This window comes from Billgrantia aerodenitrificans, from assembly GCF_021404405.1.
Classification (GTDB): Bacteria; Pseudomonadota; Gammaproteobacteria; order Pseudomonadales; family Halomonadaceae; genus Halomonas; species Halomonas aerodenitrificans.
On record NZ_JABFTV010000002.1, the window covers coordinates 353,012 to 371,937 of the forward strand.

16 protein-coding genes and 1 tRNA gene are annotated in these 18,926 nt (G+C 61.1%); 3 read left to right on the forward strand and 14 right to left on the reverse strand.

What is annotated here, in order from left to right:
* Positions 1-136: 136 nt before the first annotated feature.
* Positions 137-1,075, reverse strand: a complete 939-nt coding sequence (locus tag HOP59_RS04885) for an alpha/beta fold hydrolase (protein ID WP_234253040.1) — start codon at positions 1,073-1,075, stop codon at positions 137-139.
* 247 nt (positions 1,076-1,322) lie between these two features.
* Here HOP59_RS04885 and HOP59_RS04890 point away from each other — a divergent pair, with 247 nt between their 5' ends.
* Together HOP59_RS04890 and HOP59_RS04895 are read left to right on the forward strand one after the other, a co-directional pair.
* Positions 1,323-2,519, forward strand: coding sequence for an efflux RND transporter periplasmic adaptor subunit (locus HOP59_RS04890; RefSeq protein WP_234253041.1), 1,197 nt, complete (start codon positions 1,323-1,325; stop codon positions 2,517-2,519).
* The gene (locus HOP59_RS04895; RefSeq protein ID WP_010629314.1) at positions 2,519-5,659 is read left to right on the forward strand and encodes an efflux RND transporter permease subunit; all 3,141 of its coding nucleotides are present in this window, start codon (positions 2,519-2,521) and stop codon (positions 5,657-5,659) included. The genes HOP59_RS04890 and HOP59_RS04895 overlap by 1 nt, the downstream gene beginning before the upstream one ends.
* A gap of 21 nt (positions 5,660-5,680) precedes the next feature.
* On the opposite strand, the gene HOP59_RS04900 is transcribed toward HOP59_RS04895, so the two are convergent.
* Complete coding sequence (locus HOP59_RS04900; protein ID WP_010629313.1) at positions 5,681-6,307, reverse strand: TetR family transcriptional regulator; 627 nt, start codon at positions 6,305-6,307, stop codon at positions 5,681-5,683.
* A gap of 157 nt (positions 6,308-6,464) precedes the next feature.
* On the opposite strand from HOP59_RS04900, the gene HOP59_RS04905 reads away from it, so the two are divergent.
* Positions 6,465-7,496: a succinylglutamate desuccinylase/aspartoacylase family protein gene (locus HOP59_RS04905; protein WP_010629312.1), complete on the forward strand. Its 1,032-nt coding sequence runs from the start codon at positions 6,465-6,467 to the stop codon at positions 7,494-7,496.
* Positions 7,497-7,502: 6 nt separating this feature from the next.
* Here HOP59_RS04905 and dusA read toward each other — a convergent pair whose 3' ends face one another.
* The 12 genes from dusA to HOP59_RS04965 form a co-directional block, all read right to left on the reverse strand.
* Positions 7,503-8,516, reverse strand: a complete 1,014-nt coding sequence (dusA, locus tag HOP59_RS04910) for a tRNA dihydrouridine(20/20a) synthase DusA (protein WP_035591585.1) — start codon at positions 8,514-8,516, stop codon at positions 7,503-7,505.
* A gap of 303 nt (positions 8,517-8,819) precedes the next feature.
* A complete protein-coding gene (locus HOP59_RS04915) occupies positions 8,820-9,122 on the reverse strand; it encodes a helix-turn-helix domain-containing protein (RefSeq protein WP_010629310.1) in 303 nt (100 codons plus the stop codon).
* A 10-nt stretch (positions 9,123-9,132) separates the two neighbouring features.
* The gene (locus tag HOP59_RS04920) at positions 9,133-9,426 is read right to left on the reverse strand and encodes a type II toxin-antitoxin system RelE/ParE family toxin (protein WP_479688658.1); all 294 of its coding nucleotides are present in this window, start codon (positions 9,424-9,426) and stop codon (positions 9,133-9,135) included.
* Positions 9,427-9,579: 153 nt separating this feature from the next.
* Positions 9,580-9,777, reverse strand: a complete 198-nt coding sequence (locus tag HOP59_RS04925; protein ID WP_026038227.1) for a hypothetical protein — start codon at positions 9,775-9,777, stop codon at positions 9,580-9,582.
* 312 nt (positions 9,778-10,089) lie between these two features.
* Positions 10,090-11,376 carry a Y-family DNA polymerase gene (locus tag HOP59_RS04930; protein WP_010629307.1) on the reverse strand — a complete coding sequence of 429 codons (1,287 nt, stop codon included), beginning with the start codon at positions 11,374-11,376 and terminating at the stop codon, positions 10,090-10,092.
* Positions 11,373-11,813, reverse strand: a complete 441-nt coding sequence (locus tag HOP59_RS04935) for a LexA family protein (RefSeq protein ID WP_010629306.1) — start codon at positions 11,811-11,813, stop codon at positions 11,373-11,375. Before HOP59_RS04935 ends, HOP59_RS04930 begins: the two co-directional genes overlap by 4 nt.
* 1,307 nt (positions 11,814-13,120) lie before the next feature.
* Positions 13,121-13,453: a hypothetical protein gene (locus HOP59_RS04940; protein ID WP_234253042.1), complete on the reverse strand. Its 333-nt coding sequence runs from the start codon at positions 13,451-13,453 to the stop codon at positions 13,121-13,123.
* Between the two features lie 140 nt (positions 13,454-13,593).
* Complete coding sequence (locus HOP59_RS04945) at positions 13,594-14,163, reverse strand: recombinase family protein (protein ID WP_234253043.1); 570 nt, start codon at positions 14,161-14,163, stop codon at positions 13,594-13,596.
* A gap of 928 nt (positions 14,164-15,091) precedes the next feature.
* Positions 15,092-15,562 carry a ribonuclease HI gene (rnhA, locus tag HOP59_RS04950; protein ID WP_234253044.1) on the reverse strand — a complete coding sequence of 157 codons (471 nt, stop codon included), beginning with the start codon at positions 15,560-15,562 and terminating at the stop codon, positions 15,092-15,094.
* 595 nt (positions 15,563-16,157) lie between these two features.
* Positions 16,158-17,471 carry a tyrosine-type recombinase/integrase gene (locus HOP59_RS04955; protein WP_234253045.1) on the reverse strand — a complete coding sequence of 438 codons (1,314 nt, stop codon included), beginning with the start codon at positions 17,469-17,471 and terminating at the stop codon, positions 16,158-16,160.
* Positions 17,472-17,659: 188 nt separating this feature from the next.
* Positions 17,660-17,733, reverse strand: a tRNA-Gly gene (locus HOP59_RS04960).
* A 445-nt stretch (positions 17,734-18,178) separates the two neighbouring features.
* The gene (locus tag HOP59_RS04965) at positions 18,179-18,586 is read right to left on the reverse strand and encodes a CBS domain-containing protein (RefSeq protein ID WP_010629305.1); all 408 of its coding nucleotides are present in this window, start codon (positions 18,584-18,586) and stop codon (positions 18,179-18,181) included.
* Positions 18,587-18,926 lie beyond the last annotated feature (340 nt).

The following is an 18,926-nucleotide window of genomic DNA, read 5'->3' on the forward strand; positions in this document are numbered from 1 at the left end:
TCGGAATCCTCACATATACCCCATATGCTCCGGTTCCTGTGCTCCGTGCGCCTTGCACTTCATCTCGCTCGTCTATTTGTTCAGCGCTTCCTTAGCGCCGCTTGGAACCAACTCGCTTTACGGTTGCTAAAAAGGGTTAGTCGGCGCTCTTCAAAGCGGTGCGTCGCCTGGTCCAGGAGATCAAGCGTTGCCACCAGCCTCGTTCGGAGTGCTGCGGATGTCGTGCTGGCTTCTGGTGTGGGGGGCGGGTGAGAAATTCAGCGATGGGGGCTACCTGGCTACTACGGTCGAGCATCGGCGCATGGCCGCAGCCGGGGACTTCCAGAGTAACCAGGTCGGGCTGTGCCTTGGCCATGCTCACGACACTATCGGCATCCAGCAGCGGCGATTCGGCGCCGCGTATTACCATCAGCGGGCAGTTGATCGCTCGCCAGTCGGCCCAGGTGTCGCGTGGTGTGTCGTTGATGAATTGTTCGGCGATGCGGGGATCGTAATGGTAGGTCCAGCTGCCGTCAGGCAGACGCCTTGCGCTGCCAAGTGCCAGTTGACGCCAGGCTTCGTCTCCCTCGATGCCGAAACCGTGATAATGCTCGGTCAGCTCGGCTTGCAGCTGAGCGAAGGTGGTGAAACGATGCGGTCTGCCGAAATAGAGTGCCAACTGCATCAAGCCTTGGGGATTCAACTCGGGGCCGACGTCGTTCAGCACCAGACGTTCTATGCGATGCGAGCTTTCAGTTTCGGCAGCCAGGAGCATTCCCAACAGCCCACCCATCGAGGTTCCGACCCAGGGCACTCGCTCCAGTTCGAAGTGATCCAGCACGGCCAGTGCTACATTCATGTAATTGCGATAGAGATAGTCTTTCGATGGAATGGGCGACCAGCTCGAAAGCCCTCGTCCGGGGGTGTCCGGAGCCAGCACACGCCACTCAGGACCGAGTGTGCGGGCGAATTTTTCGAAATCGCCACCGTGGCGTGCCAGCCCATGCCAGGCGATAACGGTTTTCGGCGCCTCCGGGTGCCAGATGCGCACCGCTATCTCCAAGTCTTTCAGCGTGACCAGTTCCATCACATCCATTTATATCGACCTCCGTCGCCACCTTATGCTGCTTTGCAGCATAACCTGTTTTCTCGGTCCTCGCCTTACCTAGGGGGAACGAGGGAAACGGGGTAAGGCTAGTATACATACAAGGTTGTAGATATAATCCATCGCCAGCTAATCACCTGCCCGTGCGACCCCTGCTACAAGGCGTGTTGCTCTGACGAACCACGATATCCAGCGGAGATCCAATATGCATTTGTCACTTCCGGGAGCGCGCCTTCCCGTGAAATGGATACTGGCTGTCGGCCTCTTGGTCTCCCTGCTGGCAGGGTGCGAGCAGAATGGAAACGGCGGAGCTCCCGCCGGCGCCGGTGGACGCCCGCCGCCCGATGTCTACGTACAGCGCGTGGAGCCGCGTTCGGTCGATGTGGTGGAGGAGTATGCCGCCCGTGTGCGCGGCTCGCGGGAAGTGGAAGTGCGCGCTCGTGTGCAGGGCATCCTGGAAGAGCGCCTCTATACCGAAGGCCAGGTCGTGGAAGCCGGCGAGCCGCTGTTTCGTATCGACCGTGAGCCGTACCAGATCGAGCTGCAGCGCGCCCGGGCGGAGCTGGCCAATGCCCAGGCCGAGCTGAACCAGACTCAGCGCGAGTGGCGGCGTATCTCGACGCTGTTCCAGCAGAACGCCGTCAGCGAGCGCGAGCGCGACTCGGCGCTTTCTGCTCGCGAGCTGGCCGAGGCGCGCTACGCTCTGGCCGAGTCCGGCGTGGCTACTGCCGAGCTCAACCTCGACTACACCGAGGTGCGCGCGCCGCTGGCCGGCATGACCGGGCTCGAGAGTTTCCCCGAGGGCAGCCTGATCGAGCGGGGCACGCTGCTGACCACGGTGACCCAGCAGGACCCGGTACACGTGCGATTCTCGCTGCCCGAGGGCGATGCCGCTCTGCAGCGAGCGGCCCGGCGCGCCCTGTCCGCCAATGGTCAGTCCGAGCAGCGTGAGGCGCTGCTGACCCTGCCCGACGGCCGCGCCTACGAAGAGAGTGGGGTGGTGGACTTCACCGACAGCACCATCGATCCGCGTACCGGCAGTGTGTCGGCCCGCGCCGTGTTCCCCAACCCTCAGGGAGAAGTGGTACCGGGGCAGTTCGTGCGCGTTCGCGTGCTGGTGCAGGAGCTCGAAGACGTCTTTCTGATACCCCAGCAGGCGGTGGGGCAAGGGCCTCAGGGAGCGCGCGTCTTCGTCGTCGAGGACGATACCGCTCACGCACGTACCGTGGAGCTCGGCCCCGTCATCGACGGTCGCCAGGTGGTGCTGACCGGCCTCGAGGCCGATCAGCGCATCGTGGTCAACGGTCTGGTGGGTCTGCAGGATGGCATGTCGGTTCGGGTCAATGAATTGAGCCCCGAAGAGGCTCAGCAGGCGGCTGAAGAGGCCGAGGCCTCGGCGGCGGAAGCCGAAGCCGAGACCGACGAGGAGGCGTAATGCTCAGGTTCTTCATCGACCGGCCGATCTTCTCCTCGGTCATCTCGATCATCATCGTGCTGGTGGGCACGGCGGCGCTGCGCGCGCTGCCGGTGGAGCAATATCCCAACGTGGTGCCGCCCGAGGTCGTGGTCCAGGCCCAGTATCCCGGTGCCAGCGCTCAGGTGATTGCCGAGACCGTGGCCGCCCCGCTGGAACAGGAGATCAACGGCGTCGACGACATGCTCTACATGGAATCGACGGCTACCGATGCCGGCAGTTTGCAGATCACCGTCTCGTTCGAGATGGGCACCGACCCGGACCAGGCAGCGATCAACGTCAACAACCGGGTGCAGGCCGCCCTCTCACGGCTGCCGCAGCAGGTGCAGACGCTGGGCGTGCGCGTCGAGGCGCGCTCCACCAACATGCTCATGGTGCCGGTACTGTATTCGCCGGATGGCTCCCGCGACCCGCTATTTCTCTCCAACTACGCGCTGCTCAACGTGCTCGACGAGCTGGTGCGTCTGCCCGGGGTGGGCGATGCCTCGCTGTTCGGCGCCCAGGACTACTCCATGCGCGTGTGGCTGTCGCCGGACAAGCTGGCGCAGTACGACCTGACGCCTTCCGACGTAGCCGCCTCCATTCGCGAGCAGAACGCCCAGTTTGCCGCCGGTAGCATCGGCGCGCAGCCGGCCCCAGAAGAAGTGGCCTTCACCTTCGCCGTTTCCACCCCAGGCCAGCTGTCCGAGCCGGAGGAGTTCGAACGCATCATCCTGCGCGCCGACGAGCAGGGTGGCACCCTGCGTCTGGGCGACGTGGCACGTGTCGAGCTGGGCTCGCAGAGCTACGCATTCTCTGCCACCTACAACGGCCAGGGCGCAGTGCCCATGGGTGTGTACCTGCAGCCTGGCGCCAACGCGCTGGATACCGCCACGGCGGTACACGAGGCACTGGAGAACATGTCCTCGCGCTTCCCCGAGGGGGTTGGGTACGTCGTGCCCTACGACACCACGGAGTTCGTCGAGATCTCCATTCGTGAGGTATTCATCACGCTGCTGATCGCGGTAGCGCTGGTGGTGGTGGTGACCTTCGTCTTCCTCCAGCACCTGCGTGCAACCCTGATCCCGGTGGTGGCGATTCCGGTGTCGCTGATCGGTACCTTCGCCGGCATGCTGGCGCTGGGCTTCTCCATCAACATGCTCACCCTGTTCGGGCTGGTACTGGCCATCGGTATCGTGGTGGACAACGCCATCATCGTGCTGGAAAACGTCGACAGACTGATCAAGGAGCAGGGCTTCAAGGCGCGGGATGCCGCCGTGGAGACCATGAAGCAGGTCGCCGGTGCGGTGGTGTCGTCGACCCTGGTGCTGGTGGCGGTATTTGCACCGGTCACCTTCCTGGGCGGGCTCACCGGTGAGCTCTATCGGCAGTTCGCCGTGACCATCGCCATTTCGGTGGTGGTGTCCGGCGTGGTGGCGCTCACGCTCACGCCGGCCATGTGCGCGTTGATGCTCGACAAGCAGAAGCACGAAGTGGCCAAGCCCTTCCAGTGGTTCAACGCCGCCTTCGACAAGCTTACCAACGGCTTCGCCTGGCTGGTGAGCAAGCTGCTGCGCCATGCGCTGCTGGGCATGGTGCTGTTCATCGGTGTGATCGCCCTGACGCTGTTCTCGCTGACTCGTCTACCCTCCGGCCTGGTGCCGCAGGAAGACCAGGGTACGGCGCTGGTGGTCTACAATCTGCCGCCGGCCTCGGCGCTGCCGCGTACCGAGGCGGTGCGCGATCAGATCACGCAGATGCTGCTGGGCATGGACGAGGTGGATCAGTTCACCACGGTGGCGGGCTTCGACATGATCGCGGGCTCGCTGCGCACCAATGCGGGTATCGGTTTTGCCAATCTCGCCGATTGGGGCGATCGCACCGGGCCGGGGCAGGACGCCGCTTCCGTGGCCGGACGCATCATCGGCATGGGAGCCGGTATTCCCGAGGCGATGGTGATCGCCTTCACGCCGCCCCCGATCATGGGGCTTTCTCTCACCGGCGGGGTAGAGGGCTACCTCGAGGTGAGTGGCGACGTGACCACCGAGGAGCTGGAAACGCTCGGTCAGCGGCTCAGTGCAGCTGCCAACGAGCGGCCGGAATTGACCAACGCGCGCATCACCCTGGACAGTGGCATTCCCCGCTATCGTGCCGCAGTGGACCGTGAGAAGGCACGGGCCATGGGCGTGCCGATCAACCAGGTGTTCGAGGCGATGCAGAGCACCTTCGGTTCGCTCTACGTCAACGATTTCACCCTGGCGGGGCGCAACTGGCAGGTCAACCTGCAGTCCGAGGGCGAGTTCCGCAGCCAGCCTGAGGATCTCAACAAGGTCTTCGTGCGTTCGGAGTACGGCGAGATGCTGCCGCTCTCGAGTCTGGTGAGCCTGGAGCGCACCAGCGGGCCGGACATCATCAACCGCTTCAACGTCAACAGCGCGGTCAACTTCCTTGCCGACGCGGCCCCGGGCTATACCACCGGCCAGGCCAAGGAAGCGATGGAGGAGGTCGCCGCCCAGGTGCTCGATGCCAACAGCTCGCTGGGCTGGATCGGTGAGGCCTACCAGCTCGATGCCGCCGCCGGTGCGGGTGGGCTCGCCTTCGGCCTGGCCATGGTGATGGTGTTCCTGATCCTGGCCGCCCAGTACGAGCGCTGGACCCTGCCGATTGCGGTGGCCACGGCGGTACCCTTCGGCGTGCTGGGAGCGGCGCTGGCAGCCATGCTGCGCGGTTTTCCCAACGACATCTACTTCCAGGTGGGGCTGCTGGTGCTGATCGGTCTGGCGGCGAAGAACGCCATCCTGATCGTCGAGTTCGCGGCGCAGAATCGACGCACCGGGATGAGCTCCTTCGATGCGGCACTGGCCGCAGCCCAGCAGCGTTTCCGCGCCATCCTGATGACGGCACTGACCTTCATCATCGGCACCTTGCCGCTGGTATTCGCCACCGGAGCGGGGGCCAACAGCCGTCAGGAGATCGGTACCGTGGTAGTGGGCGGCATGATCATGGCCAGTTCGCTGGCGCTGATCTTCGTGCCGTTGGCCTACAAGGTGATGGAAGATCTGGCTACCTGGCGGCGTGAGCGCAGCCAGCGCAACGCAGAGGGCAAGGCAAGCCGGGCATGATGCCCGGCCAGGCCGCCGGGGTCAGGGCGACTCCGGCGCCTGTGCCAGCAGCATGAGCTGCGTATCGACCAGCTGCGTGCCGCGTTCGATGAGCGAGAAGTGCTCGTGGTTGCGCAGCCAGTCGTGAAACAGCCCACCGAGGGTCGCCTGCAGTAGCCGGGCGGCGACTTCCGGCGAGAGATCGTGTCGCAAATGGCCCATGCCGGCAGCGGCGGTGAAGTACTCGATGAGAGCGCCGCACGCCTCCTGGGCAATCTCGTTCTGCATGGCCAGCGGATCGATCTCACCGAAGGTTTCGCAGTGGTGAATCAGAATGGCGTGCACGCGCCGATAGCGTGGCTGTTCGAGGCGGGCGAAACCGCGGTGGCAGGCCTGACGAATGGCTTCCAGCGGGCGCTCGGCCAGTCCCGGATCGCCGATCTCCTCGACCAACTCCTCGAACGGCATACGCACCCGCAGCAGCATGGCCCGGAACAGGTCGGCCTTGTTCTTGAAGTGCCAATAGACGGCGCCGCGGGTCACGCCGGCCTCGCGGGCGATCTGCTCCAGCGAGGTACGTGCCACTCCGCGCTCGAGAAACACCTCTTCCGCAGCATCGAGCAGAGCTTCGCGGGTGGCGGCGGCTTCCGCCTTGGTACGTCGCGCCATGGTGTGTGGTGTCTCCTCAGGCCTCGCTTTTGCGCCATTCTATCGTAGCGGCGCACGTCTTACCTTCACCTGTGTATGGTCTTGCCCCGCTATGCTCGTATTCCACGGTGGGGCAGGGTATAACAGAGCGAACACTGTTCGTATTGGAATCAAGGCCATGCCCCGCGCACCCTTCGTGCTTGCCGGTGTCACCATCAAGCCCGGCAGTCGCCTTCAAGTCGACGTTCCGGTGGCGCGGCTCTATACCCACGCTCCGCTGCACATCCCTGTGGAAGTGGTGCATGGCCGACGCCAGGGGCCGGTCATGCTGGTGTGCGGCGGCATTCATGGCGACGAGATCAACAGCGTCGAGATCGTGCGCCGGCTGATGCGCTCCAAGCAGATCCAGGGCCTGCACGGCACCTTGATCGCCGTGCCCATCGTCAACGTGTTCGGCTTCATGCAGCACAGCCGCTACCTGCCCGACCGGCGCGACCTCAACCGCTGCTTTCCCGGCAGCGAGACGGGCTCGCTGGGGGCGCGGGTGGCCGCTCTCTTTCGCGAGCAGATCGTCGATCACGCCACCCACATCATCGACCTTCACACCGGGGCCATTCACCGCACCAACCTGCCGCAGATCCGCGCCCAGTTGAGCCCGGGCAGTGAGACCGAGCGCATGGCCAACGCCTTCGGCGCGCCGGTGATCCTCAATGCGGAACTGCGCGAAGGCAGCTTGCGCCATTACGCCCAGAATCGAGGCATCCCGGTGCTCACCTACGAGGCCGGCGAAGCGCTGCGTTTCGACGAGTGGGCGATTACCCCTGGGGTGCGGGGTGTACTGAGGGTCATGCGGCGGCTGGGCATGCTGGCGGGCGAACATCGGCGTCGGCCACCCCCTGCTGCCGAACTGGCCAATGGCTCGAGCTGGGCCCGGGCGCCCATCGACGGCATCCTGCGGCCCAAGGTGCGTCTCGGCGCGCGGGTGAGCAAGGGCGACGTGCTGGGCAAGGTGGCGGACCCCTTCGGCAACGCCGAAGCCTGCGTGAAGGCCATGGCCGACGGCATCGTGATCGGCGTGAGCCGCCTACCGCTGGCCAACGAAGGCGAGGCGCTGTTCCACATTGCCCGCTTCGACGCCATCGAAGAGGCCGAAAGCGCCATCGAGACCTTCCACTCCAGCCTCGAGCCGCCCCCCGACCCGCTCTATTGAGGCCGCTCAGGCCGTTTCGGCAGTCTCCCGCTCCGGTACCAGGCTCAGCGCATCGTCGAACACCCGCAGGCAGGCGCCGTCCAGGTGGCCGTTTTCGGAGAGATGACGACGGAAACGACGCCCGCCCGGCTGGCCCTGGAACAGGCCCAGCAGGTGGCGGGTCACGTGATTGAGCTTGGCACCTTCCTCGAGCCGGCGGGCGATGTAGGGGCGGAACGCCCTGGCTGCGGCGTGGCGGCTCTCGGCCGGCCCCTCGACGCCGTAGATGGCCCGATCCACCCCGGCCAGCAGCCAGGGGTTCTGATAGGCCTCGCGGCCCACCATCACGCTGTCGACGCTATCGAGCTGCTCACGGCACTCGTCCAGCGTCTTGATGCCGCCGTTGATGCCGATGTGCAGCTCCGGCCGGCTGGCCTTCAGGCGGTGTACGCGGGAGTAGTTGAGCGGCGGGATGTCGCGGTTCTCCTTGGGCGAGAGACCCTGCAGCCACGCCTTGCGCGCATGCACGATGAACACTTCGCAGCCGGCGTCCGCCACCTGAGCGATGAAGCGCTCCAGATCGGCATCCTCGTCCTGGTCGTCGATACCGATACGGCACTTCACCGTGACCGGGATCTTCACCGCCTCGCGCATGGCGCGCACCGCTGCCGCCACCTTATCCGGGTGACCCATCAGGCAGGCGCCGATCATGTTGTTCTGCACCCGGTCGCTGGGGCAGCCGACGTTGAGGTTCACCTCGTCGTAGCCCCATTCCTCGGCAATCGCCGCGCACTCCGCCAGCTCGCCCGGGTCGCTGCCGCCCAGCTGCAGCGCAATGGGGTGCTCCACCTCGTCGTAGCCGAGAAAACGTTCCCGCGGGCTGCCGTGCAGAATGGCACCGGTGGTCACCATCTCGGTATACAGCAGCGCCTGGCGAGTCAGGGTGCGAGCGAAAGCCCGGTAATCACGGGTCGTCCAGTCCATCATCGGCGCGACGGAGAACGTCCTATCCAGCGCAGGGCGCGTCGTGCCAGTATTCATGCGGGTTGTGGCAGTTGCCTTCTCAGTCATAACTGTTCATATTTACAGTGATTGTGCTGCGTTTTTCACGACGCGTTGGTACTTTTTTGGCACACGGGGCACTGGCGATTTGGCACATCGGTGGATGCGCGTGGCGACGATCAGGAAGCGTCGGAAACAGGGCAGTAGTTTCTCATACCTCGTGTGCGTACGCATCGCGCGTAAGCAGACCACAATCTAGGCAGTGTTCATGGGAGGCTAGGGATTGGGCAAGCTTACTCTCACGTCTACCTGCGTAGAGCTGGACACGATAATGCGTACCGGTCACACGGGAAACCCGTGATGGGTACCATCCGGCAACTCGATATCCAGGCGAACCTTCCCACCAATAGCTTCAACATAGCGCTTGAGAGAACTCAAGCGAAGATCCTGGCCGCTTTTCTCCATGCCGGCGATGGTCGGCTGCTTGACTCCGAGAGCCTCAGCCATTTCGGCCTGAGTCATTTCAACCAAGTGGCGAATTTCCGCAAGGCGTAGCTCCAGCAGCATCGCATCGGCCTTTTCCTTGGCGCGGTTGACGACCTCGGGGCTTTCGTTGGCAATGAGTTGGTCTAGTGTGCGGGCCATGGTTTACACCTCACTTCAGTGATTCCAGGTGAGCCGCGTATTCCCGGTCTGCCACTGGGATCATGTCATCATAGAAACGTTTGTTGCCGGTCTTGTCACCAGCGCACAGCACGATACCTGCTCGCCGAGGGTCGAAGGCGAAGAAGGCCCTTAGCGGTCGCCCCTGGCTCTGGATCCTCAGCTCTTTCATGTTGCGATACTGTGAGCCGTTCACGGTGTCCGCGTGGGGCCGTGGCAACATCGGTCCCCTTTCCTTCAGCATCAAGAGCGCTGCCAGCACGTTCTCTCGGTCGGTCTCGTCCAACGAAAAGTACCACTCCTCAAACGTCCTGGTCTGCTCTATTTGCCACATGGGAATCATCCTTCGCCTATAGGGAGAAGGCTATATAGGTTTTTTCCTATAATCAAGTCGGATTCCACATGTCGTCGAGATCGGGCAGGGGGCGTACGCCACGGGCTACTTCTTCTTCCTCATGAACGGGAGCACCTTGGCCATGGCATCCGCGAGCACCTGGTCGAGCGGTTTGTGCTCCAGGCTCACCGCAGCGCGTGCGGCGGTATAGGTCCCCTTGTACTCCCGGGCGATTTCGCTGTCGCTCATGCTGTCGGGCAGTTGCTCCTTCTCGCGGATCACGTCGATGACGGCCTTGTCCATGTCGTCCTCCATGTCGCGCCGTTCACTGTGAAGGGTAGTGCAGAGACGGGATGAGGGCCCAGCGGGCCGCCATTTCGAAGTGTTTGTAAGATATTTCCTACAAAGCGAAGCGGCAATGTCTTACGTCGCTTCATATCGTGCGTTAAACCACGTTCCGCTTGGAGCGGCTACCTTATGGATAACGGGGCAACGGAGAGCCCCTCAGGGAAGACAGAGCAAAGGATTGTTCGGTACCAAGGATGCTCGAGCAGGATGCTTGAGAAGGTGGAAAGGAAGCGAAGATTCAGCCCGGCCTCACGGCCGGGTTTCGCGTTATAGCGCCCTGGCCTTGGGCAGCTCATCCCAGCGTGTCGTGCTCCTATCCGAGCGATGGGCGCAGCGCAAATGCCACGCCGCCCCGGGGGTGGGCATGCCTAGCTTCACCGTATCGCGCCCCATCCTGCGGTTCAGGGTATCCAGCACGTCCATCAGCTTCTGGCTGCGCTGCCGCTCGGCATCGCTCTGGGGCGTATCCAGTAAAGAGAGCTGCTGGCGGTCGGCGTCGATCAGGTCGAGCAGCATCACGCCGCCTTTCTGGTACAGGTGGCCCTTGCGGTAGATCCGCTCCAGGGCGTGGCCGGCGGCATGCAGGATCTCGCGGCTGTCGGCGGTGGGGCGGGGCAGTTCGAGTACCAGGCTCGGTGAGTGTGGCAGCAGGTCCTGCCGGTGCGGGTTGGTCTTGAGGAACACCAGCACCGCCTTGGCGAGACCGTTCTGGCGGCGCAGTCTCTCGGCGCTACGTTGGCCGTACTGTCGAATCGCCTCGCGAATCTCGTCCAGGCTGTCGGTGAGCCTGCCGAACGAGCGGCTGGTCATGATGTGCTGGCGGGCTTCATCGAGGTCGCTCATTTCGATACAGGACACACCGCGCAGCTCCTGGGCGGTGCGTTCGAGGGTGACCGAGAAGTGGCGCCGGATCTCCTTCGGGTTGGCTTGGGCGAGGTCCCAGGCGCTCTTGATGCCCATCAGGGCCAGACGCTCGACGAGCCGCCGGCCCACGCCCCATACATCGCCCAGGGGGGTGTTCTGCAGCAGGTCGCGGGTTTCCGCGCTGCCGGCGTGAAGTATGCAGACGCCCTGGCAGGCCGGAATCTTCTTGGCGGCACGGTTCGCCAGCTTGGCCAGGGTGCGCGTGGGGGCCACGCCTACGCATACCGGAATGCCGGTGAACTGGCGCACCTTCCGGCGCAGCTGCCGGGCGTGTTCGAGCAGTGGCTCGTGGGCGAAGCCGTCGAAGCGAACGAACATCTCATCGATGGAGTAGGGCTCTACGGCTGGACTGAACTCCTCAAGCACTGCCTGCACCCGCTGGCTCATGTCGCCATAGAGCTCGTAGTTGGAGGAGAGCAGGTGGATCTGCCCGCTGCGTACCAGAGGCTGAAGCTTGAAGGATGGCATTCCCAACTTGATGCCGAGGGCCTTCAGCTCGTCGGAGAGCGAGATGACGCAGCCGTCGTTATTCGACATTACCCCAACAGGTAAACCGCACAGCCGGGGCTGGAAGACGCGCTCGCAGCTGACATAGAAGCTGTTGCAATCGACCAGACCGATCATGCTCATACCGGGTACTCGTGGATGACCGCACGCACCACGCCCCACACCTGACACTCGATGTCGACGAGCGGGATCGGCGCATAGCGTGGATTGCCCGAGCAGAGGCACGGCACCTTGCCGCGCAGCTCGTATCGCTTGACGGTGATCTCACCCTCGACCAAAGCTACCAGGATATGGCCGGGGCGGGGCTCGAGTGAGCGATCGACCAGCAGCAGATCGCCTTCGTGGATCCCCAGGCGCTCCATGCTGTCGCCGGTCACGCTCATGAAGAACGTCGACGAGGGGCGTTTGACCAGGCGCTCGTTGAGGTCGAGCGTACGGCCTTCGTAGTCCTGCGCCGGGCTGGGAAAGCCGCTGAGGCCGGCGCGGCCCAGGGCCAGCGGGTGAGGCAGCGCAAGCGGTGGTGGCTCGGGGTGAGCTGGGATGAGGTTTGCCAGTGTCATGTGAGTCCCTTGGTGTTTTCTGTGTTTTTGTACAGTATTTGCGACACTGGCACTGTCAGGCAACAGGTAAGTGCTAATGGAAGTTAGCTTGGGGAGCGTGTCGGCCTGGCGAAGGTGAGCGAAGGGCGGCGTAATCAGACTCCTTTGTAGGAGATAGCCTACAAACACGAAGCAAATTTCTTACGCCTTTCGATATCCTGAGTTAAACCACTGCTGGCGCGAAGCTACTACCCTGTGGGTAACGGGCTAGGGAAAGCCCTACAGGGAAGGCCGAGCGACGGAATGCTCTTACCCCAAGGAGGCTTGGGCAGGATGCCCAAGGTTTGGTTGGATAGGGACGCATCGATAGAAGCCCGGCCCGTGCGGTCGGGCTTTTTTTTGTTGGCACACCAGCCAGGCGACACGGCTTCCTTCGTCAGCTGTTCCCGGTATCCGTCTCCCATGCGAGAGACGCTATGGTTTCGCGTTCTTACGGGTTCGCCAAAATATCGCGTCTCATCGAGCCTGCCCTGGCCACCGCCGGGGCTCTTTTATTGGCGTTTTTTCACCTAGCTACAGCGGGTTCACGACTCAGTACCTGATCGTGAGGGGCCAAAGCTGACAGCTCGAGTCGGCAATCTCTTACAACAATTGAAGTCAAAGCTAATACATGGCGCACGTCTTGGCTGGCATAGTAGGCGCATCGGGCACGGAGGCCCTGCAGGGAAGGACACGTCAAGGGAGACTCAGGAACCAAGGAGGCTCAAGCAGGAGGCTTGAGGAAGTGGAAAGGAAGCGAAGACCCAGCCCGGCCTCATGGCCGGGCTTTCGCGTTCTGGGCTTTCGCATTCACGGTCCAGGGTTCCGCGCCGCCAGCTTGCCGTTACCGTAGCCATTGGTATAGCCACACATGTAGCCATCAACCCTTGCTGAGGAAGGGAGGCTGGAGAAATCAATGGATTGGGGAGACGCTGGAGCGGGTGAAGGGAATCTCCCAGCGCCCGCTGTATGCTTTGTAATTCAATCGGTTACGCATGTGGCGTAGCCATGTGAAGCCGCTACTGTAGCCATTTGTATAGCCAGATAGAGATTAGTACATCGACTCGTGGTCTACCAGAAGCAATGACCCCCGAAGGGAGCCTTCAGGGGTCTTGTGGTTGGTTCCTGACCTACACCTACCTACCGGTAGGCCTCTGCTCATGCGGCTTTACGCTGAGTGTCGCGGCAATGAGCCTCGTAGGCTTCCTGCAGGATGCGAGAGGCTTGGTCAAGGAGCCGGATCGCTTTTTCATAGTCGGCGCGTTGCATATGTCAACTCCTTCAAAGGGTTAGGTGTAGTCATGCTGCATAGTAGGATAAACAAAAGGCTTTCCGTCTAGTTGGTCAGCCAGGCTGTCGAGCGCTTCTTGGTCGCCCTCGGTAATGGCTAGTGCCATTTTCTCCATGATGGTCGTGTACTCAATAGCTTGATGGGCCATCATAGGATCAATATCGTCCACGAGGTTGTGAACTATAGCTGAGACCTGTCGCATGATCTTAGCAAGCTCTTGGTAGCTTGGGTTGTGTCCCTGCAGTACTGACACCTCAAACTGCCGTGCGTTCCTTAGGAAGTGGTTCGCAACCTCCAGTACCTTCAAATATAGCTCTTGAGCTTGATGCATGTATACAGTCCCTGCTTATCTAAGTCTAGTCATTGCCTCGTGGCCGCGCATTCTACCATTGTTGTTGCTGGGTTGCACCTGTGTGTACCTTCGTCACGCAAGGTCAAGGTGGTAATAATAAATATATTTATATCAATGGGTTAGGTTGGGCTTCGGGTCCTGCAGGCTCGCTTCACAGAGGCCGTTGAGATGCCGAAGTGATCGGCTGTGGCCTTGATGCTGGCGCTGTTTTCCTGGCGCCACTGGGTCACGGCTTCGTCATCGATAACCTTCTCCCGACCCAGGTTCTTCCCTTCTGCTCTGGCTCGCTCCAGCCCTGCCAGTTGCCGCTCCTTGATGTTGGAACGCTCCAACTCAGCCATGGCGGCGAGCATGGTCAGCATGGCCTTGCCCATGGGAGTGGAGAGGTCGAAGCCCTCACGGATCGAGACCACGGCCACGCCTTTCCCTTGGAGAGCCTCGACCGTCTCCAGCACGTCGATGGTATTCCGCCCCATCCGGTCGATGGCGTAGACCACCACGGTATCGCCCTCCCTGACGTAGCTCAGGAGCTGACCGAACCCGGTCCTGTCCTTGGCCTTGATGGCCCCAGAGGTCGCCTCGTCGGAGAACCAGCGGTCTACCTTGAAGCGGCTCTCGATAGCGTGACGCTGGGCGCTGGTGGTCTGGTCGTCGGTGCTGACTCGAACATAGGCGATGGTGGTGGTCATGGCTGGCTCACTCCCTGATGGTGGCTCGCAATGCATGGCTCACAATCTAGAGGGTGGCTCAGTGGAAGTCAACAGCTTTGAGCCATGCTGGCGGCTACCCTCCTCCCCTGGCTCACAGGGTACACCTTATGAGCTAGTGCTAATCTTAAGACGTCAGAGGTCAGGTTCTCGCCGGACTCTGTTCCGAGGTTTGGAATCCGCTACTCAATCTTATGCAGATATCAATATAAGACGTTGATATTAAAGGTATTTAATCTTTGCTTGCGGCGTCCTATCATCACCTTGCCGGTACGGTCGCCGGTACTGCTAGAGAGGCTAAGGGAATGAAAGTCACGTTTGCTCGCTGGGGCGTAGGCGTTGCTGTGGGTGGTGTGGTAGTGGAGCTATACCTAGGGGATGTTTTCTTGTCAGTGCCGGGGATTGGCTCACTAGCGTGGAACCGGACTGGGCTTCACATCGCCAGGGCTGGAAAGCATGAGCTGGCAGAGGGCGACAAACAGGCTGCGGAGTCGGTCCGCTAAGCTGATTCAGAGCCGCCTAGAAGCGTCTAGGAGCCCCTGCTGGCGAGCCTATAGGGGTTGCTAGGGGTAAGTCGGGAGTGGGGCTCTACGCGCCCTTGTAGAGGCTCAGGGCTGTGGTGATAGGTGTCTCTTCAAAAACCCCCAGCAGGTGAGGACCGGGGCATGGGGGAGTCCAGCCAGCGCCGCCGCTAAGGGTGGGGGCTCGAAAATTTATCATGAATTTTTCGCCCGGACTCATCCTGCCCTGACAAGCAAAAAAACCCCAAGCACCAGACCTGGGCGGGTCTGCTGGCGAACCAGCCTAGGGATGCTTGGGGTGGGTACTACGGCACAGCGCCTTGGAAAGGCCGCTGGGTGGATGAGGTGAGACGGACAAGAAAGAGGGCGAGGCAAGTCGCCCCCAAAAGTTACCCGTACTCCCTGACCGCTTTCCCATCACAGGCTTGGCGGGCGAGCGTGTCAGCAAGTTCGTTCTCTGGGTGGCCGCTGTGACCACGGACCCAATGGAAAGTGACGGCGTGAATCTGGAGTAGGGCATCAAGGCGCTGCCATAGGTCGGCGTTCTTGACCGGCTCCTTGTTCGCAGAGAGCCAGCCCCGAAGCTTCCAGCCATCAAGCCACTCCGTGGCCCCCTTGGCCACATATTCACTATCGGTGGTCAGCTCCACACGGGCGGGGCGCTTTAGGGCTGATAGGCCTTCGATAACGGCGGTTAACTCGGCTCGGTTGTTGGTGATCGTGTCACCGGTCAGCTTACGGGCGAGTACCAGACGCTGCCCATCTTCGTTGACCAGGATCGCAGCCCACCCTCCAGAGGGGTTGGGTCGACCGTTGTTGCTACAAGCGCCATCGGTATAGATACGGACAGTACGAGTCATGTGTTTGGTTCCTGACTACAGGGGCGGTACGGGGTGAGGTGAAGCCCTCTTGCTGGGGCTCTTTAAGCCAGTCCTGCTGTGGTCAGTTGCGGTTTGTAGATGGTGGGCTTCACTTACTGACACACATCCCTTTCCCGGTCTTGTTCCTTAATCAGGTCTGACAGCTATAGACTGACCTATAGCTTGACTGTCAGTTTGTCTTCAAGCTAAGGCTTAAGTAGAAAAATGGTAAGAAGGAAAGGGAAAGGAGAAAAAGGTAAGGAGAAAAAGGCATGGATAAAATCGGAGAAGTATCTTAAGAGCCTCTTTAGAGGCTTCGCCATTTAGCAGAATCACCCCATCAACGACACTGCTCCATGTGTCGGTGGGTCGCCTGCCTCAACTGGGTGCCATTACCTCCCAGCCAGCATCGTCAGGTTCCAACCGCTGCCGTGACCTCGCGGGGGAGAGGGCGGGCTGTCCTGAAGCGCAAAGACTCTGCAGAGAAGGGTCACCGGTTGGTGCTCTTTCTCCATAAGGAAGGGTTAATCAGGGCAGGAGATACCTCGCTGGCAACCAGGGCCTTGAGGGGGCCTCGGTCGACAGTGAAGGAACATTATCTGGAGCTGTAATTGGATTGGTCTGCTTCCAGTAAGGCTTCCACTTTGATTGCCTCCACAGCCTTCAGCCTCATTTTGAAATCTGGCCCACGGTGATAGACCTTGCTAGCGGTGGTGAGCCCTCGCTCGTGACCAGTAACCCAGACCACGAGCTGCTCTTGGAAGCCAGCCCCAAGCATGATGGTGATGGCTGTGGTCCTGAAGGAGTGAAAGCTGACCTTCCTGCCTTGCTTGGGTATTGTCTTCTCCGTTAGCCGAGAGAACCATTGAGAGAACTTCGGCCCTTTCTTCCCATCACTACGGTTCGTAGCGCCAGCTTCGGGGAAGAGATAGACCGACCCTACCGCCTGGGCTTGCTTGAGTTGCTCCAGTACCAATGGCTTGATGGCGGAGTGCAGCGGGACGTCTCGCGTGGCGTTGCTGTTCTTGCCCATACCCTCGCGCACGGACAAGCACCAGACGCCTTGCTGCTGGATGATGTCGGTCGTCTTGAGTGAGCACAGCTCTTCGAGCCTTGCGCCTGTATAGAAGCCAAGACGGGGGAGTAGGTAGAAGATGCCCTCAGCCTCTTCCGTTGCCTTGAAGATCGCCTCGACGTCATCACGGGTGAACTGGTCGTAGCTCTTCACTGTGGCCTTGGGATTGAGGCTGTGTCCCTTGAAGGGGTTGCCGGCTGGCAGTGGCTCTTCCATGGTGTACTCGGCATGACGCCAGAGAGCAGACAGGCCTGAAAGGTAATTGGCCACGGTCTGCTTGGTTTTGCCGAGGTGGAGCTGTTCAGTGATGAAGCCTCGAACCTGCTTGCGCGTAATGGCAGCCAAAACCACGTCATCGCCCCCAAGGCAGCTGAGGAATAGTTCTACAGCGTGGCTATTCTTCGAGCGCGTAGAAGGCTTCCGCTCAACGAGAGGTGAGTAAAGCCAGTCCTCAAGGGCAGCCTTGAGGCTGAGTCGGTACTCATCAGGGGTCTGGCCTGAGTACATGGACCGCAATGCATCCTGTTCAATCTCTGATAGCCTCTCAGGCTCAATGACATCCAGCAGCGTTAAAGGCTCGTCGCTGATGATGCTTTCCTCATACTCCTTGAACCGTTCACGTGCTTCTATGAACTGCCGTCGTCGCTGCGCGGGTGAGGCTTGGCCTAAGAGCAGGGCTTCCAGCTCCGACAGCTCAACCAGTACCTGATCTCTGATCCGGCATGCAGCATCGAGGTCGCCTGTCTGGGTGCTCTGCTGGAGCATCTTCTTGCCGAGGTGCTGGGTGAGGATAGGGGAAAGCCGCTTCTGGACGAACCAGACGTTGCCTCTCATGCGAAGGTGTCGGGAGTCGGCTGGCTTGCCTCTGGCCATGGTCTAGGGGCTCCGGTACATAAGCAAATCGTGCGGGAGCATACAGCGGGGAAAGGGGGGAAGTGTAGCCACTTCTGTAGCCATTCCTGTAGCACCTAACCCCATGATTAGTGGGGAAAACCATCCGAATCAATGGCTTAGGTGGCTACTGGAGCGGGTGAAGGGAATCGAACCCTCGTCTTAAGCTTGGGAAGCTTCTGCTCTACCATTGAGCTACACCCGCAGAGGGGTTTCGATAGTAAAACCAAGGGCTTGAGCATTGCAAGCCATCCTGTCGACTAGTTGCTGCTTTTTTTCATGCCACTGTTTTTACTGAGCTTTTTCGTGTCGTGATAGGCGGCACGGTGCGGTTGTGCGCGTCTTGGGCGGCGCGCGCCAGAGATCGTGGTGACAAACGGACAAAAAAATTATCGAACAGTGGCGAACTTTTTTGCTTGCTGCTGTCATATCTGATACAGGCAACAGCGCGATGGCAGTCGCTAACACTGTTGCTCTGGCTCGCAGTTTCGATCTTGCCGCCCATGACCCCATGGGCGGTTTTTTTTGTACTGCCGATAGGCTGGCAGGTGGGCACACGGCAAAGCAGGCCCGGTTCGTGGGGCCTGCTGCTTTCGCTCAGGAAGCGTGTCAGGCCCGGCTGCCGTTGGCTCGGCAAGGGCCCGGCGGGTTCAATTATGGCGCATGCGCAGGATGGCGGTCAGCACGTCGCGGCGAGTCACGATGCCGCACAGGCGACCCTGCTCGGTTACCGGGTAGACCTTGGGCTTCTGGCCCAGCATCTCCTGCGCCAGGTCGGTGATGCTCTTGGTGGGCGAGACCGACAGTACTTCGTTGCGCATCAGCTCCTTGACCAGTGGCGCTTCATCGTTGAGATAGGCGCTCTGCAGCAGCTTGCCCAGCACGTCCTGCTCGGAAATGAAGCCGATCAGGTTGTCATTGTCATCGACGACCGGCACGCCTGGCAGGCGGTGCAGGGCCAGGCCTTTGGCCAGCGTCGTGATCGAGGTGTTGGCCGTGACCCGGTAGCAATCCCGGGACATGATCTCGCGAACGATGGTAGGGGCCCTGGTTTGCATGGCGCATCTCCTTGTTCGAGCGCTTTGGAAACACTGCACAAACGCCTGCGCGAGCGCATCGCTGGTCGGGAACGAACCTGGCCGCTTCAACTCGCTCGACGATTTTGTTCAGCGCTTCCTTTTACGGACACTTTCAGCATAGCTGAATCGCTTCGGGCTTAAACAGCGTCTTCAACACCTTGCCAACGCTGTGGCTGGCCTGCTGGGGCGGTGATCCCAGGCACCGGAACATGGGTGGGTAGAGGCGAATCCAATGTTTTAGAAGGGGAGTGCAGGCTAGGCACTTTTTCAAGCACAGCCTAATTTGAGAGGTGGGCTGGCGCACCACACCCTGGCGCAC

Coding starts and splice junctions, on each gene's coding strand:
- HOP59_RS04885 (WP_234253040.1), bottom strand. CDS start 1,075: ATGGATGTGATGGAACTGGTCACGCTGAAAGACTTGGAGATAGCGGTG.
- HOP59_RS04895 (WP_010629314.1), top strand. CDS start 2,519: ATGCTCAGGTTCTTCATCGACCGGCCGATCTTCTCCTCGGTCATCTCG.
- HOP59_RS04900 (WP_010629313.1), bottom strand. CDS start 6,307: ATGGCGCGACGTACCAAGGCGGAAGCCGCCGCCACCCGCGAAGCTCTG.
- HOP59_RS04905 (WP_010629312.1), top strand. CDS start 6,465: ATGCCCCGCGCACCCTTCGTGCTTGCCGGTGTCACCATCAAGCCCGGC.
- dusA (WP_035591585.1), bottom strand. CDS start 8,516: ATGAATACTGGCACGACGCGCCCTGCGCTGGATAGGACGTTCTCCGTC.
- HOP59_RS04915 (WP_010629310.1), bottom strand. CDS start 9,122: ATGGCCCGCACACTAGACCAACTCATTGCCAACGAAAGCCCCGAGGTC.
- HOP59_RS04925 (WP_026038227.1), bottom strand. CDS start 9,777: ATGGACAAGGCCGTCATCGACGTGATCCGCGAGAAGGAGCAACTGCCC.
- HOP59_RS04930 (WP_010629307.1), bottom strand. CDS start 11,376: ATGAGCATGATCGGTCTGGTCGATTGCAACAGCTTCTATGTCAGCTGC.
- HOP59_RS04935 (WP_010629306.1), bottom strand. CDS start 11,813: ATGACACTGGCAAACCTCATCCCAGCTCACCCCGAGCCACCACCGCTT.
- HOP59_RS04940 (WP_234253042.1), bottom strand. CDS start 13,453: ATGCATCAAGCTCAAGAGCTATATTTGAAGGTACTGGAGGTTGCGAAC.
- HOP59_RS04945 (WP_234253043.1), bottom strand. CDS start 14,163: ATGACCACCACCATCGCCTATGTTCGAGTCAGCACCGACGACCAGACC.
- rnhA (WP_234253044.1), bottom strand. CDS start 15,562: ATGACTCGTACTGTCCGTATCTATACCGATGGCGCTTGTAGCAACAAC.
- HOP59_RS04955 (WP_234253045.1), bottom strand. CDS start 17,471: ATGAGAGGCAACGTCTGGTTCGTCCAGAAGCGGCTTTCCCCTATCCTC.
- HOP59_RS04965 (WP_010629305.1), bottom strand. CDS start 18,586: ATGCAAACCAGGGCCCCTACCATCGTTCGCGAGATCATGTCCCGGGAT.